Raw genomic sequence first — 24,507 nt, 5'->3', positions numbered from 1 at the left:
GCAACCCGTGGCCGCCCTGGCGTCACGTCAGCACGTAATCCTGCGGGACGGGCATCGGCGGCAGATCCGTTTCCCCCATGGCCGAGCGCAGGTGGATCTCGATCACCGCGGCATAGGCCGAGATGGGAAGGTTGTTCGGCAGCAGGCCGAAGGGTTCCTCGAGTTCCTCGCCCAGGGCGTCCAGGCCGAAGAAGGTATAGGCGACCAGCATGGCGGCCAGCGGGGTGGACCAGCCCATCATGTCGGCCAGCCCGAAGGGCAGCAGGAAGCAGAACAGATAGGCCGTGCGATGCAGAAGCAGCGTATAGGCAAAGGGCAAGGGCGTGTTCGACAGGCGCTCGCAGCCGACCAGGGCCTGCGTCAGGTGGCCCAGGCTGCCGTTCAGGGCCAGCGCCTCGACCGGGACAAGGCGGCCCTGGCGCGACAACAGCCCGACTCTCGCGGCGACGGGGTGCAGGATCGTGTCGGCGGGCGCGGCGAACAGGGCCGGCCCGCCGGCGGCCCGGGTGCCGGTCCCGTGCCGCAACTGCCCGACGGCGGCATGGCCGAAGGCGATGATCGCCGTCAGGATCTCGCGCCGCTCGGGCGACACGTCGTCCGGCCCCTTGTCCAGAACGACCGTCTGGCGGGCGATGTCGCGGGCCGACTGGATGATCTGGCCCCACAGCTTGCGCGCCTCCCACCAGCGGTCATAGCAGGCGTTGTTGCGAAAGCTGAGGAACACGGACAGCGCGATGCCGATCAGCGTCAGGGGCGCGGGATTGATCCCCGGCACGATCTGGGGCGCGTGGCGATGCGCGGCCACCACGATCACGGACAGCGCGCCCACCGCGGCCAGATGCGGCCAGGTCCGCAGGATGATCGACCCCTTGAGGACGAAGAACAGCGTCAGCAGGCCGGGACGGGGACGGACGATCATGCCACGACCTTGGCAGGTTCCAGGACGAACGTCATCCCCTTCCCGATGCCGCGCGGCGCGGGGATCCCGGGGTGGCGCGGCGTCCCGCCCGACACGCAGCGGCCCGATCAGAAGGTCAGGTGCACCTTGACCGCGCGGGCGCGGTCGGTGGCAAGCTCGAAGGCCTCGACCGCGCGGGCGGCGGGGATCTGCGCGGACAGCAGGGGGGTCACGTCGATGCGGCCCGAACCCAGCAGGTCGGCCGCCCAGGCGAACTCGGCGTCGAAGCGGAAGGTGCCGCGGATCACCAGTTCCTTGGTCACGATGGGCGCGATGGGCAGCGTCACGTCGCGCCCCAGGCCGACCGCGACGATGGTGCCGCGCGGGCGCACCACGTCCAGAAGCGACGCCAGCACCGCCCCGGCCCCCGAACATTCGAAGGCCACGTGCACCCGCCCCTTGTCCGCCTTGAAGCGGTCGAGCGCCCCGGCGTCCGCCGCGGTGTTCAGCGTCACGTCGGCGCCGACCTTGGCCGCAGTGACAAGCGCGGGGTCGGCGATGTCGGTGGCGATGATTTCCGCCGCGCCGGCATGGCGGGCGGCAAGGATCACCAGGCAGCCGATGGCGCCCGCCCCCGTCACCAGCACCCGCTTGCCCGTCAGGCTTCCCGCCTGGCGCACGGCGTGCAGCGCCACCGCCAGCGGCTCGGCGCAGGCGGCCACCTCGAAGGGGGTGCCGTCGGGGACGGGCACGGCCTGGGCAGCGGGCACCGCCACCGCCTCGCGGAAGAAGCCCTGCTCGTGCGGGATGCGCATGGCCGAACCGTTGAAGCGCATGTCCATCGCGTGCTGGCGCATTCCTTCGCGGATGTATTCGTCGTCGCCCACGGGGCGGGACGGATTGATGGCGACGCGCTGGCCCAGGGCAAGGCCGGTCACGCCCTCGCCCAGGGCGGCGATCTCTCCGGCGGCCTCGTGGCCCAGCACCATGGGTTCCCGGATCCGCACGGTGCCGAAGCCCGCGTTGTGATAGTAATGCAGGTCCGACCCGCAGATGCCCCCCGCGCGGACGCGGACCAGCACCTCGCCCGGACCGGGGACGGGAAGGGGGCGGTCCTCCAGGCGGAGGTCGTGGGGGGCGTGGATGACGACGGCTTGCATGAATGCCTCCTTACAGGGCCGAGCGGCGGACGGTCAGGTCGGGGCGGTCGAACACCTGCGGTAAAAGCTCGGTGCCGAGGCCCGGCCCTTCCATCGGCAGGACGTGGCCCTTCTCGATGCGCGGCACCTCGGTCACCAGTTCCCTGTACCAGCCGGTATAGAAGGCGCGCACCGACTCCTGGATCAGCGTGTTGGGCTGCGACAGCGCCGAATGCACCGCCGCCGCATAGGCCACCGGACCGGTGCAGTCGTGGGGCGCATAGGGCCGGTGATAGGTGTCGGCCAGCGCCGCGATCTTGCGCCCTTCGGTCAGCCCGCCGGTCCAGACCAGATCGGTCATGACGACGCCGATGGCGCCCGCCTCCAGCATGTCCTTGTAGGGAAAGCGCGACCCCAGCGTTTCCGAGGCGCAGATCGGCACCGTGGTGCTGGCCGCCAGTTCCGACAGCGCCGAGACCGAGTTCATGCGGATCGGATCCTCGTACCAGGTGGGGTCATAGTCCTGAAGCACGCGGGCGATGCGCTTGATGGTGGGCAGGTTCCACAGCGAATGGAATTCCACCATGATCTGCATCCGGTCGCCCACGGCGCGGCGGATCTTCTCGAACGGCTCGACGGCCCGGCGCATCTGCCCGGCGGTGATGAAGCGGCCGTCGTTCTCGATGGCGGCGGGGTCGAAGGGCCAGATCTTCATGCCGGTGATGCCCTGATCCAGCAGGCTTTCCGCCAGCGCGCCCGCGTCGGTCATGAAGCCGTTCAGGTCCTCGTAGGGACCCTGGTCCGCGCTGAAGTTCCAGGTGTCCACCGGCCGGATGCGGTTCGACCGCACATAGCCGTAGCCCGCGCAGGTGTTGTAGACCGGCACCCGGTCGTGGCACAGCCCGCCCAGCATCTGGTGCACCGGCTGGCCGCAATGCTTGCCGAAAATGTCCCACAGCGCCAGGTCGATGGCGGATGCCGCGCGGTATTCCGCCCCCGTCGAGGCCTGCGCCATCGGCAGGTTCACCATCTCGCGCGAATGGGCCTCGATGCGCAGGGGATCGCGGCCCAGAAGGCGCGCGGCCAGAACGTCGTGGACATGCGCCTCGACCGCGCCCGCGCCGTAGAAGGTCTCGCCCAGGCCGATCAGGCCCGCGTCGGTGTGCAGCCGCACCCACAGGACGTTGGAAAACTCCTCTGTCCGCAGCGTCTCGATGGCGGTGATCTTCATTGCCTAATCCTCAAAGCTGCGCAAGCCAGCCGCCATCGACATAGATGGTCTGGCCGTTCACGTAATCGGAGGCGGGGCTTGCCAGGAAGATGGCGGTGCCCACCAGTTCCTCGGGGCGGCCCCAGCGGCCCGACGGGTTCGAGGCGCGCACCCAGGCGTCGAACTCCTTGTTCTCGATCAGGGCCGCGTTCATCTCGGTCAGGATATAGCCGGGACCGATGGCGTTCGACTGGATGCCGTGCGGACCCCATTCCACCGCCATGGTCCGGGTGATCGCGGCAAGCGCGCCCTTGGAGGCGGTATAGGGCGCCACGGTCGCCCGCCCGGCGGCCGAGGTGAGCGAGGCGATGTTGACGACCTTGCCCCCCTGGCCCCGCGCGATCATCCGCCGCGCGGCCTCTCGGGCCACCAGAAAGGCGCCGGTCAGGTTCACGTCCAGCACCCGCTGCCAGTCGGCCAGCGTCACGTCCACCATCGGGTTGCGCGACTGGATGCCCGCGTTGTTGACAAGGATGCCGACCGCCTCGCCCTCGGCGTCCAGCCGCGCGAAGGCGTCGGCGATCGAGGCGGGGTCGCCCACGTCGAAGCAAAGGCCCGCCACGTCGTCGTGGCCCGCGGCGCGCAGGCCCGCCAGGGCCGCGTCAACGCCCGCCTGCGTGGTGCCGTTGACGATCACCCGCGCGCCGGCGGCGGCCAGCCCCTCGGCATAGGCAAGGCCAAGGCCGCGGGTCGATCCGGTGACAAGCGCCGTGCGCCCCGAAAGGTCGAAATGGGAAGTGGTCATGAGGTCCGCCAAAGGAAGAAAGGCGCGGGCGGCAAGGGTCTGCCCGCGACGGGATCAGCGCAGCCACGAGGCCGGCACGAGGATGAGGTCGGGAAACAGCACGAACAGGAACAAGAGCGCCGTGTAGGCCGCAAGGAACGGCAGCATCCCCCGGATCACCTGGTCAAGCTCGACCCGCGCCACGCCGGACACGACGTTCAGCACGGTCCCCACCGGGGGCGTGATGAGACCGATGGCGTTGTTCATCATGAACATCACCCCGAAGTAATAGGGGTCGATCTCGGCCTGCCGCACCAGGGGCATCATCACCGGCGTCAGGATCAGGATGGTGGGCGTGAGGTCCAGCGCCGTGCCCACCAGGAACACCACCACCATCAGGATGAACATGAAGAGGATCTTGTTCTCCATGTAGGGCGCCACGACATCGGCGATCTCTTGCGGGATGTTGGCCACCGTGATGAGCCAGGCCGAGACATAGGCGCAGGCCACCAGGAACATCACCGTGCTGGCCGTCTTGGCGGCGCGCAGCAGCAGGTCGGGCACCATCCGCGGCTTCAGCTCGCCGTAAACGAACATGCCGATCACCAGCGAATAGACCACGGCCACCACGCCCGCCTCGGTCGGGGTGAAGGCGCCGGACTTCATGCCGCCGATGATGACGATGGGCAGCAGCAGCGCCCAAAACCCCTCGCGCAGGGCGCGGAACAGGCGCGGCCAGTCGAAGGTCTGCCGCGCGATCATGCGGTCGTCCTTGCGGGCATAGAAGAACCAGGTGACCATCAGGGTCGCGGCCATCATCAGCCCCGGCGCGATGCCGGTCATGAACAGCCGCGTGACCGACAGCTCTGCCGCCACGCCGAACACCACGAAGGGGATCGACGGCGGCAAGAGCGGCGCCACGATCCCGGCCGAGGACACCAGGCCCGCCGAAAGCGGCACCGGATAGCCCGACTTGCGCATGAGCGGGATCACCACGGCGGCCAGCGCCGCGCAATCGGCAATGGCCGAGCCGGAGATGGAGGCCAGCACCAGCGCCGCCAGCACCGCCACGTAGCCGAGGCCCCCGCGGACATGGCCCACCAGCGCGATGGCCACGCCGACGATGCGCTTGGACACGCCGCCCGCGTTCATCAGCTCGCCCGCCAGCACGAAGAAGGGCAGCGCCATCAGGGGATAGTTGTTGGCCCCGTCCAGCACGTTCTCGGCCAGGATCTGCACGTCGAACATGTCGAGGTGCCACATCAGGGCGATGCCGCAGACAAGAAGCGCGAAGGCCACGGGGATGCCGAGCAGCATCGCGCCGCACAGCGAGGCCACGAAGACGACGATGGTCATGGGGTTTGTCCCTCTTGCAGGCGCACGGTCACTCGATCAGCTCCTCGCCATGGCTGGCGAAGATCTCGTCGTCGGGGATCCGGCCGGTCGCCACCTGAAGGACCGACCGGGCGAACAGCGCCGCCATGCCGACGCTGGAGGCCACGCACGAGAAATAGACCACCCCCATCGGGATGCCCGCGACGGGCGAATGGTTCTGCATGTTGTCCAGCACCTGCCGCCAGGCGCCAAGGCCCAGCAGGATGCAGCACAAAAGCGAGGCCGCGTCCCCGAAGATCCGCACCGCCCGCTGGCCCCGATAGGGCAACAGCCGGACAAGCCCGTTCACGCCCAGATGCGCGCGTTCCCGCAGCGTCAGGAACGCCCCCAGGAAGATCAGCCAGACGAACAGGAAGCGCGACAGCTCCTCGGACATGGTGATGCCGGAATTGAAGCCGTAGCGCAGGATGACGTTGCCGAAGACCAGCACCACCATCAGCGCCAGCATCACCTTGAGCGCGTTCTCAAGCGTGGCGAAGAACAGACGTGACATGAATTCCCTCCCTGTCCGGTCCCGCGGCCCCGTTCCGGGCCGCGGGGGGCGCGCGCCTCAGTTCCCGGCGCGGACCTTCTGGATGGTTGCCATCACCTCGTCCACCAGCTCGGCGCCGACGACGGGCTTGTACTTCTCGATCACCGGCTTGACCGCCTCGCGCAGCTTGGCCATCTCGGCCTCGGGCATGGGCTTCACCTCCATGCCTTCCTCGGCAAGCCTGGCGACCACGTCGGCGTTGCTTTTCTCCATCAGCTCGCGCAGGTAGGCCATGGATTCCTTGCCCGCCTTCACCAGGGCCGCCTGATCCTCGGGCGAAAGCTTGGCCCAGAACTCGTCGGAGGCCAGCAACATGCAGGGCGTATAGACGTGGTTCGTCGTGGTGCCATAGTCCTGCACCTCGAAGATCTTGTTGGCGTACATGTGGACATAAGGGTTTTCCTGCCCGTCCAGCGCCCCGGTTTCCAAGGCCGTGAACACCTCGGCATAGGACATGGGCAGGGCGTTCGCGCCCAGGGCCTGCCAGGTGTCAAGCGCCACCTGGTTCTGCATGACGCGGATCTTCAGGCCCTTGATGTCCTCGGCCGTTTCCACCGGATGGCGGTTGTTGGACAACTGGCGAAAGCCCGTCTCGCCCCAGGCAAGGCCCACGAGGTGATGGTCCTTCATGATCTCGAAGATCCTGTCGCCGACGGGACCCTGCGTCACCGCGTCCACTTCCTTCATGTCGTTGAACAGGAAGGGAAAGTCGAAGATCTGCACTTCCTTGACCTTGCCGGCCAGCGGCGCGGGCGAGCCATAGAAAAGCTCTTGCGTGCCGCTTTGCGTGGATTGCAGCATCTTGTCGTCGCCGCCCAGCATCGAGCCGTGATACACGTTCACCTCGACGCGCCCGTCGGTGTACTGGCCTGCCAGCTCCGCAAAGCGGTTGAGCGCCTGCGCCTGCGGATGTTCCTGCGGCATGGCGTGGCCAAGCTTGGCCTTGATGTCCTGCGCCAGCGCGCCGCCGGCGGTGGCGGCCAGCAGGGCGGCGACGGCCACGGCGCCCGCCCAGGTTCTCATCGGTTTCATCATCTGCATCCTCCCATCGGATTTCGTTTCACCATTCGGCCAGGCTGCCGTCCGCGTGCCTCCACACGGGGTTGCGCCAGCGGTGGCCTTCCGCCGCGCGGCGGATCACGTGTTCCTCGTCGATCTCGATCCCCAGTCCGGGTCCCTGCGGGATGCGCACGAAGCCATCCTCGTAGGCGAAGACCGACGGATCGGCGAGGTAGTCCAGCAGGTCGCTGCCCTGGTTGTAGTGGATGCCCAGCGACTGTTCCTGGATGAAGGCGTTATGGCTGACCGCGTCGATCTGCAGGCAGGCGGCCAGCGCGATCGGTCCCAGCGGGCAATGCGGGGCCAGGGCCACGTCATAGGCCTCTGCCATCGCGGCGATCTTGCGGCATTCGGTGATGCCGCCGGCGTGCGACAGGTCGGGCTGGATGATGTCCACATAGCCGTCCGCCAGCACCCCCTTGAAGTCCCACCGCGAGCACAGCCGCTCGCCCAGGGCGATGGGGGTGGAGGTGTGGTTGGCGATCTCCTTGAGCGCCTCGCGGTTTTCCGACAGCACCGGCTCCTCGATGAACATCAGGCGGGCGGCGTCCAGTTCCCGCGCCAGCACCTTGGCCATGGGGCGGTGGACGCGGCCGTGGAAATCGGCGCCGATGCCGATGTCGGGTCCCACCGCCTCGCGCACGGTCATGATCGTTTCCACCGCGCGCGTCACGGCGGCGTTGGTATCGACGATCTGCATCTCCTCGCAGCCGTTGAGCTTGATGGCCTGGAAGCCGCGCGCGACGACGGCCCTGGCGTTCGCCGCCACGTCCGCCGGACGGTCGCCGCCGATCCAGGAATAGACGCGGATGCGGTCGCGCAGCTGACCGCCCAGAAGCGCATGGACCGGCTGGCCGAGCGCCTTGCCCTTGATGTCCCACAGCGCCTGGTCGATCCCGGCGATGGCCGACATGTGGATGACGCCGCCGCGATAAAAGCCGCCGCGGTACATCACCGTCCAGTGATCCTCGATGAACCCCGGATCCTTGCCGATCAGATAGTCGGACAGTTCCTCGACCAGGGCGGCCACGGTGGCGGCGCGCCCTTCGACCACCGGCTCGCCCCAGCCGGCGATGCCTTCGTCGGTTTCCACCTTCACGAAGCACCAGCGCGGCGGCACCAGAAAGGTCTTGATGGCGGTGATGCGCATCAGCCCGCCACCGGCCCTTGCGTTCGGATACGTGCCGACATGCGCACCGGAATGTCCCCCCTTGGCCTCCCTGCCGGCAGCCGGAGTAGCATTGATCGTATTTATTGTAAACTTAAATACGATCTTTTTTGCATGCGGCAATCCTGTATGCTGGCGCGGCACGGCAAGGGGGGGGGACGGATCGGCCATGGATGACGGGGTGCGCACGGGCGGGCTGGAACGGCCCGGGACGAAGCGGAAGGTCATGGACGGCGTGCTGGCCGGGCTTGTCGATCGCATCGTGTCGGGCGATCTGCCCGAGGGCGCGACCCTGCCCACCGAGACCGAGTTGCAGGAAGCCTATGGCGTCAGCCGCACCACGCTGCGCGAGGCGATGCAATACGTGGCGGCCCAGGGCATGGTGCGGTCCCGCACCCGGGCGGGCACGGTGGTGATGCCGCATTCCCAGTGGAACTATCTCGACCCCCTCGTGCTCGAGGCGGCGATGCGCCATGCGCGGGGCGACCGGTTCTATCTTGCCCTGATCGAGGCGCGGCAGATGCTGGAGCCTGCGGCGGCAGAGATGGCGGCAAGCCGCGCGGACGCGGCGGAACTGGCCGAGATCGCCCGCGCCTTCGAGCGGATGGTGGCCTCGGAAGGCCGCGACACCGAGGCCTGGAGCCAGGCCGACCTGGAGTTCCATGCCGCCATCATCGACGCCTGCGGCAACTGGGTCTTTCGCCAGTTCGCCATCGCCATCCGCGCGGGCCTGCTGGCAAGCCTCCAGATGACCAATCGCTACAGCCAGACCTTCGACCATGCCATCGGCCTGCACGGCGCGGTGCTGGAAGCGATCCGGATGCGCCAGCCGGCCCGGGCGCGCGCCGCCATGGAGGCGCTGATCGGCACCGCGCGCAGCGACCTTCTGGAAGCGATGCGGCGGCGGGAAGGCGCGTCCGGGCCGTTGCCGTGACCCTTCCCGGGGGGGCGACGCGCCCGGGTCCCGCGCCTGCTGCGGCGTCGGTCCGGCACGGGATGTCGCCGGAACCCCGGCCGGCCTTGGCGAAAGCCGGGGGACTTCACGTCCCCCGGTCCCCCTGCGGGATATTTGGGCAAAGGTGAACGGGCCGGCGCCGGAACGCTATTTCGCCTTTCTCGCGGTGGACATCGACGTGGCCAGGTCCCGGAAGGTGTCGTTCATCAGGACCGCGATCAGCAGCAGCACGCCGATGATGAGCGAGCTGAGGTTGCGGTCGAAGGGCGTGTAGCCGATGCCCTGCTGCACGATCGCAAGGGTGGCGGTGCCGAAGACCACGCCCGCCACCGTCCCGAACCCGCCCGTCAGAAGCACCCCGCCCACGACGACCGCGATGATGCAGTTGAAGATCAGCGCGAAGTTGGTGGTGGTGGTGGCGGAATTCGACAGCACGGTTTCGCACACCCCGGACAGGGCGGCGGCCACGGCCGTCAGGATGAACAGCGAGACCTTGAGCCTGTCGATCGGGATCCCCGCGTTGCGGGCGCTTTCCTTGTCGCCGCCCAGGGCGAAGATCCAGTTCCCCCAGGGCGACAGGTGCAGGACGTAATACAGCGCGATGGCGATGGCGATCCACCAGAACACCGAGCTTTGGAAGCCCCAGACGTGGTAATCGCCGAAGACGAACTTGGCCCAGGCCGGCGAGGTGAGGGCCTGGCTGGTGGTGTCGGTCAGCCACAGCGACAGGAACAGCGTCAGGCCCGAAATCGCGAACAGCGTGGCAAGGGTGACGATCAGCGACGGCACCTTGGTGCGCGTCACCAGCATCCCGTTGATCCAGCCGACCGCGATGGCGATGCCGAAGGTGACAAGCAGGCCGACCCCGATCGGCAGGCCGTAATAGCCGCAGGCGATGGCCATGGACATCTTGGCCGCGGGCACCATCGCGCCGATCGAGATGTCCAGTTCCCCGGCGATCATCAGGAAGCCGACCGGAATGGCGATGATCCCGATGGTCGAGGCCATGTTCACCCAGGACGAGGTTCCGAACGATGACAGGAAGTTCCGGTCATAGCCGAAATAGGAAAAGAAGAGAAAGACCAGCACCATTCCCACGAAGGCCCCGGTCTCGGGCCTGCGGAACAGCGCGCTTATGGAATAGGACTGGCTTGTCCCGGACCTGGAAAGGGGCAGCGTGGGTCGAGGCGTTCCTGGCGTGCGTTCCATGTTCATCCTTGTCGTTCCCGGCATGGGATTTGCGCATCCGAACGGGCGCGTCGGATCCGGTGAAAGAGTGCGAAGGCCCCGGGCATCCGCCCGGGACCGCCATCGCGCCTTGGATCAGCGGGCGCCCTTGGCGACACCGGCCAGGGTGGATTCGACGTTCGAGGCGTCGATGATCGCCGGGCCGGTCAGGACCGGATCGGTGTTCACGTCGGTCCCGAAGTCGATATGCGCGGCCAGCATCGAGGTCGCCAGATAGCCTTGCAGATAGGGCTGCTGGTCGATGGCCATCTTCTGGGTGCCGGCCTTGATGCGGTCCAGGATCGCCGGGCTGAGACCGAAGACCCCCAGCATCACCCGGTCGCCCGTGCCGATCTGGTCCACCGCATTGCTGGCGGCGTCCCCCGACCACGCGGCCAGCGAGATCACCGCGTCGATTTCCGGATCCGACACCAGTTCCGCCTTGACCGCCTCGGCCGTGCCGGTGATGTCGCCGTCGAGGTTGGCCGGCGTGCGCAGGACGATCACCTGGGCGCCGCCTTCCTTGCCGGCCTTTTCCACGCCGGAACAGCGGGTTTCGTGGTTCACCGCGCCCGGCGTGGTGATGTGGCACAGGATCTTCTTGGCGCCCTGGTCCACCATGTACTTGCCGCCCTCGTAGCCCGCCAGGAATTCGTCCGCGCCGAAGTAGTTCAGCGCCTTGACATCATCCTTCAGTTCCTGGCCCGAATTGTAGAGCATGATGACGATGCCCTGTTCGGCGGCGGCCTGAAGCGCGGGAACCTGCGCCTCGGCCACCCAGATCGGGATGGCGATCCCGTCCACGCCCTGGGCCACGGCCTGGTTGATCAGGTTGACGAGATCGGGGCCGAAATTGTCGTAGTTCGGCGTCCGCAGGTAGTTCACCGAACCCCCGTTGGCCTCGACCATGAGGGTCGCGTCATCGACACCCTTCTTGATGAGGTTGAAGAAGCCGTCCTCCTGCGATCCCGCGATCACCGCGATGTCGGCGGCGAACGCCGGCACGGCCGACATCGCGAGAACGGCAGCCGCGGCCGTGGCTTTCAGGGTCTTGATCAAGGTCATTCGTGTTTCCCTCCCTGGGATGTCTGGACTGCCCCGGGGGCAGTCGGAAAATCCGCGCCGCAACGACCTGCGCCCTTCGGGCACGGCTGTCGCCAGCGCGATGGTCCGGCAAGGTTGCTATCGCGCGGCCTGCTGCCTGCCCGTCCGGGCTTGCCGCACTGGCAAGACTTTCCCTGCTTGGAGCATTCGACACAGCCTCCCAACCTCGTCGATCACCGGGATGCAATGATGCGTTCCAGTCGGTTCCTTGATGGTCTATTGACATCATTTGAATCAATACGCTTGATCATGGCTTGGATATTTTGTTTCAAAAAACATCTGCCAGCATTCCGAATGATACGAAATGAAACAGCGTGGGACTGATGCCGCGACCGACGATCAAGGATCTCGCGCGGGAGGCCAGGGTTTCCGTGGCGACCGTGAACCGCGTCATCAAGGATGCCTCCGCCGTGCGCGGCGCCACGCGCGAGATCGTGCTTCATGCCGCCGAGAGGATCGGCTTTTATGGACTGGGGGCGATCGAACGGTCCGTGCGGAAAACCCGGGAAGCCTATCGCCTGACGATCCTGCTGCAGCAAGGGCACAGGGTCTTCTATCGCGACCTCGGCAATGCCCTGAGACGCGCGGCCGAAAGCTTTCCCCATGCGACCATCGAACTCGAACTCGAATATCTGGATGATCTTTCGCCCGGCCATGTCTCGGGCCGGATCCGCGCGCATGGCGCATCCTGCGATTCCCTGGGGCTGGTCGCGTTCGAGCATCCGGTGATCTCGGATGCGATCACCGGCCTTCTGGAACGGGGCACGCCGGTTTCGGCGCTGATCGGGCCTTTGTCGGCGCGCGGCAATGTCGGATACATCGGCCACGACAACTGGAAGAAGGGCCGGAGCGCGGCCTGGGCCTTTCACCGCATCTGCCGCAAGCCCGGCAAGATCGGGGTTCTTCTCGGCAATCACCGCTATCGCAACCAGGAGATCAACGAAAGCGGCTTCCGGTCCTATCTGCGCGAACAGGACGCGGGCTTCATCCCGCTGGAACCCGTCTCGACCTTCGAATCCGCTGCCATCGCGCAGGAGATGACCGAAAAGCTGTTCGCGGAACACCCGGACATGTGCGGTCTTTTCGTGTCCGGCGGCGGCATCACCGGCGTTCTGGCCGCCTTGCGGGACCGGCCCCGCGACCCCGATTTCGTGTGCGTGGGATACGAGCTTTTCGACGCGACGCGGGCGGGCCTGATCGACGGGACGCTGACGATGACCCTGTCCTATCCCTTGGCGCATTTCGCCCGCGAGATCATCGACACGATGGTCAAGGCCAAGAAGGCCGGGCCGGATGCCGGGGCGCAAAGGGTCAACATCCCGATCGAGATCCACACCTCGGAAAACATCTAGACCCGGCCATGCCTTTGCCGGGCCGGTTCCCCGGCCCGGCAAGGGAAATGCCCCCGGGGGGCAAGTCAGATGTCGAGCACCAGCCGCTTGCCGCAGGCGCGCGACACGCAGATCATCATCGTGTCGCCGCTTTCGCGCGCTTCCGCATCCAGCACCGAATCGCGATGATCGGGTTCGCCTTCAAGAACCTTCACCTCGCAGGTGCCGCAGGTGCCTTCCCCGCACGACGACATGACCCCGATGCCCGCTTCCTCGATCACGGAAAGGATCGACTGTTCGGGCGGAACGATCAGCGTCCGCTGGCTGCGGGCAAGATGAACCTCGAACGGTTCGTTGCGCACCGGCGCGCCCAGGGGACGGGCGGCGAAACGTTCCAGGTGCAGGGCCTTCCTGGGCCAGGCCGCGCAGGCCTTTTCCACCGCGCCCAAAAGCGGCTCGGGACCGCAGCAATAGACCTTGGTGTCCGCATCCGGCTGGCCGAGGATATGGGCCAGGTCCAGCAGCCCGGTCTCGTCCTGCGGCCAGATCCGCACCTTGCCGCCATGGCGTTCCAGTTCGCCCGTGAACGCCATCGACGCGCGCGAGCGGCCTCCGTAATGCAGGGTCCAGTCCGCCCCTGCGGCCTCTGCCGCGCGGATCATCGGCAGGATCGGGGTGATCCCGATGCCGCCGGCGATGAAGACGTAGCGCGGCGCGGGGACCAGCTCGAAGTTGTTGCGCGGCCCGCGGATGCGGATCACGTCCCCTTCCGCAAGGCGGTCGTGCACATGCACCGAGCCGCCGGACCCCGCAGGTTCGCGCAGGATGCCAAGGCGGAACTGCCTGCGGTCCTGCGGATCGCCGCACAGCGAATACTGCCGGGTCGGCACGCCGTCGCCCAGGATCAGGTCCACATGGGCGCCGGGCGTCCATTCGGGCAGCAACTCTCCGCCCGCTTCCGCCAGCAGCAGCGAGACGACGCCATCGGCCTCGACCGTCTTGGCGGTCACGCGAACCGGCGCCTCGAATTCCTTCGTCTCGACCGTCAGCCGGGTCGAGCCGACCGACAGGCTTTGCACATGCGCGGCCGAGGCATGGGGCTTGAGCTTGCGGGTGTCCCGTCCCGCGGGCACGATCTTCATGGGCAGGCTGGCAAAGCCGCGCACCATCTGCTTGGCCCAGCGTTCGGGCGTGCCGACGATCCGGTATTCGTCGCCGTCCAGGCCCGCGACCAGTTCTTCCAGCAGGACTTGGGCCAGAAGCCGCGCGATCGGGGCGCCCATGCAGTTGTGGATGCCCTCGCCGAATGTCAGGATCTTGTTCTTGCTGGTGAATCGGCGCGCGACATCGAACAGGTCGGGATCGTCGTAAACCCTTTCATCCCGGCTGGCCGACCCCATCAGCACCATGACGCGGGAATCCCGGGGGATGGTGACGCCCCGGATCGTGACATCGGCCGTCGTCTGGCGGCACAGGTTCTTGGCCGGCCCGTCATAGCGCAGGGTTTCCTCGACGAAGTTGCGGATCGCGCCGGGATTGTCCTTGAGGTGCCTTTGCAGGCCCGGAAACTTGTCCAGCACGGCCAGACAGTTCGTCAGCAGCGCCTCGGGCGCGTCGGTGGAGGCGGACAGCACCAGATGGGCAAGCCCGACCTCCTCGGCCTCGTCCAGGGTGACGCCCTTCCGGGCGGCGGTCAGGATCTGCGTGATCACGTCGGGCGCATCGGTATTGATCCCGGCGGCAACCTCGGCGCGGCGCCCGCGCACCACTTCGGCAAGATGCTCCTCGGCTTCGCGGTTCGATGCCGCCGCGTCCTCGGGGATCCCGAACTGCCCGATGGTCCGGGCCATCGAGCGGAGCAGGTGGTCCTGCCAGAATTTCGTGTCCCCGACCGGCGCCCCCAGAAGGCGCATCGACGAATCGAACACCAGCGGCAGGGCGACATCGGTCACGAAATCGCCGCCGCCTGCCGCGCGGAACCGGGCGAGCAGGTCCCGGGCAAGCGCGCGCATCCGCGCCTCCATGTCCTTGACCGCCTTGGGGGTGAAGGACGGCTGGACCAGATCCCGCAGGACGCCGTGATAGGGCGGATCCAGGGCGATCAGGTTGCCGGGACCATAGGAATCGTGGGTGCCGTCCATGTCGTTGCCAAGCGCGTTCACCATCCGCGCGTGGTCGCGCAAGGCGGCCTGCACGTCCTCGTAGCGCGACAGGACCCACAGATCCCGGCGCTCGTTGTAATAGACCGGCGCGTGATCGCGCAAAAGCCGGTACATCTCGTAAGGGTGATCGAAGGCCGAATAGGACAGGGGATCGAAGAAGATCCCGGCCGGATCCACGGTCCGCGCGTCGCGCTTGGGTTCAAGGGTCTCGATATCGGCGGACATGACGCTCCTCCACATCCCGGTGCTGGCGCGACTTTACCCATGACGGGCAATCGGGTGGAGCATCCCGGTGAGGGTTTTCCCTCATCCGGGGCGGCCGATCAGCCATCAGCGATTGGGCAGGTTTTCCGGGCCGAACAGGACGAAAGGCACTTCGGGGCGCAGGGGCACGGACTTCTCCTCGGCGTCCAGGATCCCGAAGTGCCGCATCAGGATGTCCACGGCCAGCCGCGCCTGCAATTCCGGGCTTTGGTCGATGGCCAGCGTCATGGTTCCGTCGCGCAGGGCCGTGCGGGTGAAGGGGGTCAGTTCGTGGCCGATGAAGACGGGCGGCTGCGCCAGGACGCCGCTTCGGATCACCGCCGCGACCGCGCGGTTCGCCGCACCCGTGTTGTAGATCCCCACGATGTCGGGCCGTTCCCCCAGCACCCGGCGCAGCTTGCGTTCCGAGATGTCGGGATCGTCCTGCCCCTCGACCACGGCGGCAACGTCCAGGCCGGCGCCGTGCTGGTCCAGGCTGTCCAGGAACCCCCGGACACGGTCCCTGTGGCCCTGGTATCCCAGGTGGTTGCACAGCACGACGACGCCGCCCGGACGGGGGGACATCTTGGCCATGAAGAACGCCGCGCTGCGTCCGGCGGACAGGTGGTCGATGCCCGCATAGGCCAGCCGCGCCGACCGGGGCAGATCCGACATGATGGTCACGACCGCCTTGCCGCGCCCGCTCGCGTCGTGAACCGCGCGGTGGATTTCCGGGTGCGCCTCGACGTTCACCACGATCCCGTCGCACGCCGTCTCGCGGATGCGGCGCGCCAGCAAAAGCGGATCGTCGTTCCTGAGGAAACTGCGGTGGATCGTGACCAGCTTGCCCGTCAGTTGGTTCAGCGCCTCGAACTCGTCGCCGAACCTCTGGTTCAGGGGCAGATCGGGACGGGTGAGGATGACCTCGACATGCAGGTTCTTCAGATGCCGCGCCGGCAGGATCCGCCTCAGGCCAAGCGACCGGGCCGCGGCAAGAACCCGGTCCTGCGTCGCGGCGCTGTAAAGCCCGCGTTCGTTCAGAACCCGGTCAACGGTCGCCAGGCTGACGCCCGCCTTCTTCGCCACGTCCGCCAGCGTGGCGCGAGACCGCTTCGCGTTCTTTTCCGGCTCGTGCACCAAGGATCCTTTCCCCGTCCGGCACCCATCCTGCCGGTCCAGGAATGCAGGTTTTCCCCGCGGCTTTCCAGCCGGCTTGACGCAGGCCCGGAATGCACGGTGCAAGGGCGCGCGGGCCGTTCGATGCACAAGAAACCGGCATGGCGGGCTTTTCAAGCCGCGTCCCGTGTCCTGCCGGGCCGCCCCTGGCCATCACGTTCGTTGCACCTTGACCGATCCTGCCCCAATTCATAAACGAACGTTCGACTATTGATTCGAGGTGGCTATGGGACGAAAGCGTACCATCGACCGGGATGCCCTCATGGGGGCCGTGGAAAGCGTGGCCCGGCGCGAGGGGGTCAGCGGTCTCAGCATCGACGCCGTGGCCAGGGAAGTCGGCATCAGCAAGTCCAGCGTCGTTTACGACTGCGGCAGCAAGGCCGCGCTGCTGGCGGCCTTTACGCGGCATCAGCTTTGCCAGTATCGCGCGCGCTTCGACGAAGCCCTCCAGGCCCATGCGGGACGGCCCAACGCCTGGTTGCGCGCGATGATCGACATGGCGCGCGACGCGCCCACGGACGACGACGTGGCGATCACCATGCTGATCAGCGCCAGCATGGGCGAACACGCCGAATGCCGCGACCTGATGCGCGCGTCCCTGGCCGAGGATGCGCAGCGCGTCGCGGCGGATGCGGAAGACCGGGCAAGGATGCTGCAGGTGCTTCTGGCGGTCCACGGCCTGTTCTTCCTGGAATGCTTCGGCCTTCACCGCTTTGACGAGATCACCCGTCAGGAACTGCTCGACGGTCTCGTGGACACTCTCGACACCGACAAGGGGGCGTCTGCCGCCTCCTCCGCCCCTTCCGATACATGACCCTCCTTTCCGAAAGACCGATCATGCACAGATCACGACTTCTGCCCGGGCTTCTTGCGGCGATGCTGGCCCTGCCGCTGGCGTCGCGCGCGACCGCCCAGGACATGCCGCCCACGCCGGTCAGCGTGCTGACCATGACCCCGCGACCCTTGCCCGTCGTGAACGAGCTTCCCGGCCGCGTGGCCGCGACGCGCACCGCCGAGGTGCGGCCCCGCGTGGGCGGCATCGTGGTCGAGCGGATCTTTACCCAAGGCTCCGTGGTGAAGGCCGGCGACGTTCTCTACAAGATCGACCCGGCCCCCTATGCCGTGCGCGTGGCCAGCGCCGAGGCCACCCTGCGACGGGCCGAGGCGACGCGGCGGAACGCCCAGGACCAGCTGGCCCGGACCGAGGCGCTGCGCGAGCGCCGCGTGACCGCCGGGGTCGAACTGGAAAACGCCGCCACCACCCTGGCCCAGGCCGATGCGGACGTGGCCATCGCCGATGCCAGCCTGCAGGAAGCGCGGCTGAACCTGGGCTATACCGACGTGACGGCCCCGATCGACGGCGTCGTCGGCCGCGCCCTGGTGACCGAAGGCGCGCTGGTCACGGCCCAGACCGACATCCTGGCCACCATCCAGCAGCTTGACCCCGTCTATGTGGACGTGACGCAATCGTCCTCGGAGCTGTTCGCGCTGCAACGCGCGCGGGCCACGGGCGAACTGATGATGGCCGAACCCGACAAGGCGCAGGTGCGGCTGTTCTTCGACGACGGGTCGGAATACCCCCATCCGGGCAAGCTGCTGTTTTCAGAAGCCAGCGTTGACAGCTCGACCGGTCAGATCACCCTGCGCGCGGAATTTCCCAATCCCGACGGAATGCTTCTGCCCGGCCTTTATGTCCGTGCCCGGCTGGAACAGGCGGTCCGCAAGGACGCGCTGAGCATCCCGCAGATGGCGGTCCAGCGCGACACCAACGGCCAGGCCTTCGTCTACGTGATGAAGGGCGAGGATGCCGTCGAGCGCCGCGACCTGACCCTGGGCCGGACCTCGGAAAGCGGCTGGCTGGTCGAGGAAGGCTTGCAGCCGGGCGAGCGTGTGGTCGTCGAAGGCGCGCAAAAGCTTTATCCCGACGCCAAGGTGGTTCCCGAACCCGTGGGCGCGCAGCCCCGGGCGGATGCCCAACCATCCGCCCCGCCTGCCGCGCAGGCCGCCAACACCAAGGGCTGAGACCGCAGCATGGCACAATTCTTCATTCTTCGCCCGGTCCTGGCCTGGGTGATCGCGATCTTCATCGTCATCGCGGGGCTGATCGCCCTGCCGCAGATGCCGATCGCGCAATATCCGCAGGTCGCGCCGCCGCAGATCCAGATCTCGACCGTCTATACCGGCGCCTCGCCGACCGAGATGTATCAATCCGTCGCCCAGCCGATCGAGGAGGAGCTGAACGGCATCCAAGGCATCCGGTATTTCGAATCCACCTCGGACGTGTCGGGGGCGATCTCGATCACGGCGACCTTTGAACCCGGAACGGATGTCGGCACGGCCCAGGTCGATATCCAGAACGCCGTCAGCCGGGTCGAACCCGTGCTGCCGCAAACGGTCGTGGACCAGGGCGTCACCGTCGAGGAGGCCGGCGCGGGCTTCCTGATGATGGTGTCGCTGACATCGACCGACGGGTCCATGGGCGACGTGGCGCTTGGCGACTATATCAACCGCAACGTCGTGGGCGAGATCCGCCGCATCGACGGGGTGGGCCGCGCCCAGGTCTTCGCGTCCGAGGAGGCGCTGCGGATCTGGCTCGACCCCGACAAGCTGACCGGCCTGAACCTGTCGCCTGCCGACGTGTCGGCCGCGATCCGCGCCCAGAACGCCCAGGTGGCGGCGGGCCAGATCGGCGCGGATCCCAATCCGGTGAACCAGCAGCTGACGGCAACCGTGCTGGTGCGGGGCCAGCTGACCCGGCCCGAGGAATTCGGCGACATCGTGCTGCGCGCCAACACCGACGGCTCGACCGTGCGGCTGCGCGACGTGGCCCGGATCGAGGTGGGGGCGGACACCTATACCTTCGCCTCGCGCCTGAACGGCCAGCCGACGGCGGCGGTGGGCATCCAGCTGTCCTCGACCGGCAACGCGCTGGCGACCTCCGAGGCGGTGCGGGCCACCATGGAGGAGCTGTCGGCCTTCTTCCCCGAGGGCATCGACTATGCGATCCCCTATGACACCGCGCCCTTCGTGGAAAAATCCATCGAGAAGGTGATCCACACCCTGGTCGAGGCGGTGGTCCTGGTCTTCGTCGTGATGTTCCTGTTTTTACAGAACTTCCGCTACACGCTGATCCCGACGATCGTCGTGCCGATCGCGCTGGCGGGCACCGTCGCGGTGATGCTGGTGGCGGGCTTTTCCATCAACGTGCTGACGATGTTCGCGATGGTGCTGGCCATCGGCATCCTGGTGGACGACGCCATCGTCGTGATCGAGAACGTCGAGCGGATCATGGCCCATGAAGGCCTGCCCCCCAAGGAGGCCACGCAAAAGGCCATGAACGAGATTTCGGGCGCGATCATCGGCATCACGCTGGTGCTGGCCGCCGTGTTCATCCCCATGGCCTTCTTTCCCGGAGCGACCGGGATCATCTATCGCCAGTTCGCGCTGACGATGGTGGTGTCGATCCTGTTCTCGGCCTTTCTGGCCTTGACGCTGACGCCCGCGCTGTGCGCGACCTTCCTCAAGCCCGTCACGGGCCATCACGAGAAGAAGGGCTTCTTCGGCTGGTTCAACCGCCGCTTCGACGCGGCCACCGAACGCTATGGCCGCGGCGTGTCGATGCTGACCCGGCGGACCGGGCTGGTGATGCTGGTCTATGCGGGCATCGTCGTGCTGACGGGCCTTGGCTTCACCGCCTTGCCGACGGGGTTCCTGCCCGACGAGGACCAGGGCTTCATCCTTTCGGACATCCAGACGCCGCCCACCGCCAGTTCGCAGCGCACCGACGCCGCCATCCAGGTGATCGAGACCCATTACGGCCAGAACCCGGCGGTCGAGAACGTCGTGGGGATCCGGGGCTTTTCGTTCTCGGGGCAGGGACCAAATGCGGGGCTGGCCTTCATCACCTTCACCGACTGGTCCGAACGCGACCAAAGCGCGAGCCAGATCGCCAACGACGCCAACATGGCCCTGTTCGGGACCAAGGACGCGCAGATCTATTCGCTGTCGCCCCCGGCCATTCCGGGCTTCGGCACCTCGGGCGGGTTCAGCTTCCGCTTGCAGGATCGCGGCGGCAACGGCCAGCAGGCCCTGACCGCGGCGGCCCAGCAACTGATGGCCGAGGCGGGGACCGGCGGCGTCGTCACCGGCCTGCGGGTCGAGGGGATGCCGGCGGCGGCCCAGGTTTCGGTCCTGATCGACCGCGACAAGGCCCAGACCTTCGGCGTGGCCTTTGCCGACATCAACCAGACGCTGTCGGCGAACCTGGGGTCGGCCTATGTCAACGACTTCCCGAACGAAGGCCGGATGCAGCGCGTGATCGTGCAGGCGCAGGAAGAAAGCCGGATGCAGGCCGAGGACATCCTGAACCTGACCGTGCGCAACGCGAACGGCGGCATGGTGCCGTTCTCGTCCTTTGCCACGGTGGACTGGAGCCAGGGCGCCAGCCAGGTGGTGGGCTACAACGGCTATCCCGCGGTGCGGATCGCCGGGAACGCCTTGCCCGGCTTCTCGTCGGGCGCCGCCGTGGCCGAGATGGAGCGGCTGGCGGCCGAACTGCCCGAGGGCTTCGCCTATGAATGGACCGGCCAGACGCTGGAGGAGATCAGCTCGGGCAACACCTCGACGATCCTGTTCGCGATGTCGATCCTGTTCGTCTTCCTGCTGCTCTCGGGGCTTTACGAAAGCTGGTCGATCCCGCTGTCGGTGATGCTTGTGGTGCCCTTGGGGGTGATCGGCTGCATCGCGGCGGTGATGCTGCGCGACATGCCGAACGACGTGTATTTCAAGGTCGGCCTGATCGCGATCATCGGTCTGTCCGCCAAGAACGCGATCCTGATCGTGGAATTCGCCAAGGATCTGCGGGAAGAAGGAATGAGCCTGATCGACGCGGCGGTCAAGGCGGCCAAGCTGCGCTTCCGCCCGATCCTGATGACCTCGCTGGCCTTCACCCTGGGCGTGGTGCCGCTGGCCATCGCCACGGGCGCATCGGCCGCGTCGCAGAACGCCATCGGCACCGGCGTGATCGGCGGCATGGTCTCGGCCACGATCCTGGCGGTGTTCTTCGTGCCGGTGTTCTTCGTCTTCGTGCTGGGCCTGTTCAGCCGGACGCGCCGGAAAGCCGCGAAACCCGCCGTTGCCTGATCCCCGGGCCGATCCTTCGCGGGCGGGGTCCGTCGATCCCGCCCCTGTCCCTTCGGACCGCTGCCGCCGGCCTTGGGCCATGTCGGGCCGCTGCGGTCCCACGTCCCCGATGCCCGCTTCCCGGGCACGAGGATCGTCCCGGCTCAGATGTCCTTCACCAGCCGCAGCGCGTCATAGATCGCGGCATGGGTGTTGCGGGCGGCCACCGCATCGCCGATGCGGAACAGGCGGAAGGCGCCGCCGGGATTGGTGCGCACGTCTTGCAATCCGCCGGTGGTCAGCGCCTCGTAATCGACCTCGCCCCCGTTCGAGGACAGGGGCTTCAGGTCGAAATACAATTCGTCCAGCGGCCGGGTGCCGTGGTTGACGACCACCTGATCCACGATCCGCTCGCGCGTGATCCCGCCGTAATCGCTGCCCAGGGTGGCGCGCAGCCGGTTGCCGTCCCGCGCGACCGATTGCAGCCGCCAGGTCACGGTGAAGGTCGTGTCGCGGGCCTGAAGGCTGCGCATGTAGGGGACCAGGTTCATGGCCATCACCTCGGGCGCGAAGGCGCGGTCGGGCGTCACGATTTCCACCCTGGCCCCGGTCGCGGCGATGAGATCCGCGGCTTGCAGCGCCGCGTGGTCGCCCGCGTCGTCATGGATCAGCACGTCGCCGCCCGGCTTCACGTCGCCCGACAGGATGTCCCAGGCCGAGACGACAAGGTCGTTGCCCTCTGTCAGAACCTCGGTATGGGGCAGGCCGCCGGTGGCGATGATCACCTCGTCGGGATCGGTGGCCAGCACGTCGCCCGCCTCGGCGACGGTGTTGAAGCGGAAGGTCACGCCGTGACGCTCGCACATGGCCTGGCGCCAGGCGATGATCGCCATCATCTCGCGCCGGCGTTCCTGCAGCGCGGTCAGGCGGATCTGGCCGCCGGGCCGGTCGGCGGCCTCGAAGACGGTGACGGCATGGCCGCGTTCGGCGGCGACGCGGGCGGCCTCCATGCCGGCGGGACCGGCGCCCACGATGGTCACGCGCTTTCTGATGGGCGCCGCCGGGATCACATGCGGCATCGTTTCCTCGCGCCCCGTGGCGGCGTTGTGCAGGCAGAAGGCCAGCTCGCCCTGATAGATGCGGTCCAGGCAATAGTTCGCGCCGACGCAGGGGCGGATGTCGTCCTCGCGCCCTTCGACGATCTTGCGCACCAGGTGCGGGTCGGCGATGTGGGCGCGCGTCATGCCGACCATGTCCACCAGGCCCGCCGCGATGGCGTGGCGCGCGGTCGGCACGTCGGGGATCTTGGCGGCGTGAAAGGTGGGAAAATCGGTGGCGCGCCGGATCGCACCCGCGAATTCCAGATGCGGGGCGTTGCGCATCCCCTGCACCGGGATCACGTCGGTCAGGCCCGCGTCGGTGTCGATGTGGCCGCGCACCACGTTCAGGAAATCGACCAGCCCGCTGTCCTTCAGCTTGTGCGAGATGGCGATTCCGTCCCCGGCATCGAACCCGCCCGCCAGGCATTCGTCGCCGGTATAGCGCACCCCCAGGATGAAATCCGGCCCGCAGCGGTCGCGGATGCCGCGCAGGATGTCGAAGGTGAAGCGCAGCCGGTTGTCGAGGGAGCCGCCATAGGGACCGTCCAGGTCGTTGGTCAGCGGCGACCAGAACTGGTCCATCAGGTGGCCATAGGCCTGCAATTCCAGCCCGTCCAGGCCCGCCGCCTTCATCCGTTCCGCCGCATCGACGTAATCGCCGATGATGCGGGCGATGTCCCAATCCTCCATCTTCTTCGGGAAGGACCGGTGCGCGGCCTCGCGTTCGTGGCTGGGCGAGACCACCGGCAGCCAGTCGGCCTTGTCCCAACGGGTGCGCCGGCCCAGATGCGTCAGCTGGATCATCACGGCGCAGCCATGATCGTGGCATTCGTCGGTCAGCTTGCGCATCCAGCCGACCACCTCGTCCTTCCAGGCCAGGATGTTGTTGAAGACCGGCGGGCTGTCGCGCGACACGGACGCAGACCCCGCCGTCATGGTCAGCGCCACCCCCGCCCTGGCCCGTTCCACGTGATAGGCGCGGTAACGGTCCTTGGGCATCCCGTCCTCGGGGTAGGCGGGTTCATGGCTGGTGATCATGATCCGGTTGCGAAGCGTCAGGTGCTTCAACCGATAGGGCTGCAAGAGGGGGTCGTTGGACATGATCTGCCTGCGAAAGGGGGGATTTGCGTGCCGGCGATGTTTCCCGGAATGTTCAGCCCTGTCAAGTTATAAAACATGGGTGAACGCAAGGCGTTCAAGGTTGGATGCGATGCTTGCCGGCAGGGGCGCGACAGCCTATCCAGGGGATCATGGATCAGGCGAATGCAGCGGATACCGGATGGCGCGGATCGCGCGAAGGCTGGCTCGAGGCCGGCTATCGGGCGCTGATCGAGGGCGGCATCGACGCGGTGAAGATCCTGCCCCTGGCCAAGCGGCTGAACCTGTCGCGCACCAGCTTCTACTGGTTCTTCGCCGATCGAGAGGCGCTGCTGGCCGCCCTGATCGACGGCTGGGAGGACCGCACGACCCGGCCCCTGGTGGATGCCACCACGCAATACGCCGAAAGCGTGTCCGAGGCGATGCTGAACGTCCTGACCTGCTTCCTGTCGGCGAACGTCTTCGATTCGCGGCTGGAATTCGCGGTGCGCAGCTGGGCCTTGCAGGACGAACGGGCCGCCGCCCGCGTCAAGGCCGCCGACGAGGCCCGGCTTGGGGCGCTGTCCCGGATGATGGCCCGCTGGGGCCATGACGAGGCCGAGGCCGACGTGCGGGCGCGCACGGTCTATCTGGTGCAGATCGGCTATATCTCCATGCAGGCCCGGGAAGACATCGAGACGCGGCTGGAGCGTATTCCGATGTACGTGAAGATCTACGCGGGCCGCGAGCCTGAGCCGCGCGAGATCGCGCGCTTCAACGCGGGCATCCGCCGCCTGTACGCTTGACCGCACCGTCATGCCTCGCC

At 67.3% G+C, this 24,507-nt stretch carries 19 protein-coding genes; 6 read left to right on the top strand and 13 right to left on the bottom strand.

Annotated elements, in window-relative coordinates; genetic code table 11:
* Positions 1-22: 22 nt before the first annotated feature.
* From GIY56_RS14800 to dgoD, 8 genes are all read right to left on the bottom strand, one after another.
* Positions 23-919 (bottom strand): bestrophin family protein, encoded by an 897-nt coding sequence (locus GIY56_RS14800; RefSeq protein WP_154765622.1) that lies wholly within the window; start codon positions 917-919, stop codon positions 23-25.
* Positions 920-1,026: 107 nt separating this feature from the next.
* A complete protein-coding gene (locus GIY56_RS14795; protein WP_154765621.1) occupies positions 1,027-2,058 on the bottom strand; it encodes an L-idonate 5-dehydrogenase in 1,032 nt (343 codons plus the stop codon).
* 10 nt (positions 2,059-2,068) lie between these two features.
* Positions 2,069-3,268: a mandelate racemase/muconate lactonizing enzyme family protein gene (locus tag GIY56_RS14790; protein ID WP_154765620.1), complete on the bottom strand. Its 1,200-nt coding sequence runs from the start codon at positions 3,266-3,268 to the stop codon at positions 2,069-2,071.
* 10 nt (positions 3,269-3,278) lie between these two features.
* Positions 3,279-4,052, bottom strand: coding sequence for an SDR family oxidoreductase (locus tag GIY56_RS14785; RefSeq protein WP_154765619.1), 774 nt, complete (start codon positions 4,050-4,052; stop codon positions 3,279-3,281).
* Positions 4,053-4,106: 54 nt separating this feature from the next.
* The gene (locus GIY56_RS14780; RefSeq protein WP_154765618.1) at positions 4,107-5,387 is read right to left on the bottom strand and encodes a TRAP transporter large permease; all 1,281 of its coding nucleotides are present in this window, start codon (positions 5,385-5,387) and stop codon (positions 4,107-4,109) included.
* A gap of 28 nt (positions 5,388-5,415) precedes the next feature.
* The gene (locus GIY56_RS14775; RefSeq protein ID WP_230312550.1) at positions 5,416-5,919 is read right to left on the bottom strand and encodes a TRAP transporter small permease; all 504 of its coding nucleotides are present in this window, start codon (positions 5,917-5,919) and stop codon (positions 5,416-5,418) included.
* A gap of 57 nt (positions 5,920-5,976) precedes the next feature.
* Positions 5,977-6,990: a TRAP transporter substrate-binding protein gene (locus GIY56_RS14770; protein WP_230312549.1), complete on the bottom strand. Its 1,014-nt coding sequence runs from the start codon at positions 6,988-6,990 to the stop codon at positions 5,977-5,979.
* Positions 6,991-7,018: 28 nt separating this feature from the next.
* Positions 7,019-8,167 carry a galactonate dehydratase gene (gene dgoD / locus GIY56_RS14765; RefSeq protein ID WP_154765616.1) on the bottom strand — a complete coding sequence of 383 codons (1,149 nt, stop codon included), beginning with the start codon at positions 8,165-8,167 and terminating at the stop codon, positions 7,019-7,021.
* Positions 8,168-8,354: 187 nt separating this feature from the next.
* Here dgoD and GIY56_RS14760 point away from each other — a divergent pair, with 187 nt between their 5' ends.
* Positions 8,355-9,119: a FadR/GntR family transcriptional regulator gene (locus GIY56_RS14760; RefSeq protein ID WP_154765615.1), complete on the top strand. Its 765-nt coding sequence runs from the start codon at positions 8,355-8,357 to the stop codon at positions 9,117-9,119.
* 168 nt (positions 9,120-9,287) lie between these two features.
* Here GIY56_RS14760 and GIY56_RS14755 read toward each other — a convergent pair whose 3' ends face one another.
* The gene (locus GIY56_RS14755; protein ID WP_154765614.1) at positions 9,288-10,349 is read right to left on the bottom strand and encodes an ABC transporter permease; all 1,062 of its coding nucleotides are present in this window, start codon (positions 10,347-10,349) and stop codon (positions 9,288-9,290) included.
* 114 nt (positions 10,350-10,463) lie between these two features.
* Positions 10,464-11,432, bottom strand: a complete 969-nt coding sequence (locus tag GIY56_RS14750) for a substrate-binding domain-containing protein (RefSeq protein WP_154765613.1) — start codon at positions 11,430-11,432, stop codon at positions 10,464-10,466.
* 362 nt (positions 11,433-11,794) lie between these two features.
* Here GIY56_RS14750 and GIY56_RS14745 point away from each other — a divergent pair, with 362 nt between their 5' ends.
* Positions 11,795-12,823 carry a LacI family DNA-binding transcriptional regulator gene (locus tag GIY56_RS14745; protein ID WP_154765612.1) on the top strand — a complete coding sequence of 343 codons (1,029 nt, stop codon included), beginning with the start codon at positions 11,795-11,797 and terminating at the stop codon, positions 12,821-12,823.
* Between the two features lie 65 nt (positions 12,824-12,888).
* Here GIY56_RS14745 and GIY56_RS14740 read toward each other — a convergent pair whose 3' ends face one another.
* Entirely contained in the window at positions 12,889-15,189 is a 2,301-nt protein-coding gene (locus tag GIY56_RS14740; protein WP_196053642.1) for a cytochrome P450, read from the bottom strand.
* Between the two features lie 105 nt (positions 15,190-15,294).
* Positions 15,295-16,344, bottom strand: coding sequence for a LacI family DNA-binding transcriptional regulator (locus GIY56_RS14735; protein ID WP_196053641.1), 1,050 nt, complete (start codon positions 16,342-16,344; stop codon positions 15,295-15,297).
* A gap of 265 nt (positions 16,345-16,609) precedes the next feature.
* Between GIY56_RS14735 and GIY56_RS14730 the strand changes: the two genes are divergently transcribed.
* The 3 genes from GIY56_RS14730 to GIY56_RS14720 are packed head-to-tail and all read left to right on the top strand — an operon-like array spanning position 16,610 to position 21,525.
* Entirely contained in the window at positions 16,610-17,197 is a 588-nt protein-coding gene (locus GIY56_RS14730) for a TetR/AcrR family transcriptional regulator (RefSeq protein WP_154765609.1), read from the top strand.
* Positions 17,198-17,220: 23 nt separating this feature from the next.
* The gene (locus tag GIY56_RS14725) at positions 17,221-18,405 is read left to right on the top strand and encodes an efflux RND transporter periplasmic adaptor subunit (protein WP_154765608.1); all 1,185 of its coding nucleotides are present in this window, start codon (positions 17,221-17,223) and stop codon (positions 18,403-18,405) included.
* A gap of 9 nt (positions 18,406-18,414) precedes the next feature.
* On the top strand, positions 18,415-21,525 hold the full coding sequence (locus GIY56_RS14720; protein WP_154765607.1) for an efflux RND transporter permease subunit: 3,111 nt from the start codon (positions 18,415-18,417) through the stop codon (positions 21,523-21,525).
* 143 nt (positions 21,526-21,668) lie between these two features.
* On the opposite strand, the gene hpbA is transcribed toward GIY56_RS14720, so the two are convergent.
* Positions 21,669-23,705: an N-methyl-L-proline N-demethylase HpbA gene (gene hpbA / locus GIY56_RS14715; RefSeq protein ID WP_154765606.1), complete on the bottom strand. Its 2,037-nt coding sequence runs from the start codon at positions 23,703-23,705 to the stop codon at positions 21,669-21,671.
* A 149-nt stretch (positions 23,706-23,854) separates the two neighbouring features.
* Between hpbA and GIY56_RS14710 the strand changes: the two genes are divergently transcribed.
* Entirely contained in the window at positions 23,855-24,487 is a 633-nt protein-coding gene (locus GIY56_RS14710) for a TetR/AcrR family transcriptional regulator (protein ID WP_154765605.1), read from the top strand.
* Positions 24,488-24,507 lie beyond the last annotated feature (20 nt).

It is taken from the genome of Paracoccus lichenicola, from assembly GCF_009708075.1.
GTDB classification, from domain to species: domain Bacteria; phylum Pseudomonadota; class Alphaproteobacteria; order Rhodobacterales; family Rhodobacteraceae; genus Paracoccus; species Paracoccus lichenicola.
This window is presented reverse-complemented; position numbering and strand designations above follow the sequence as displayed.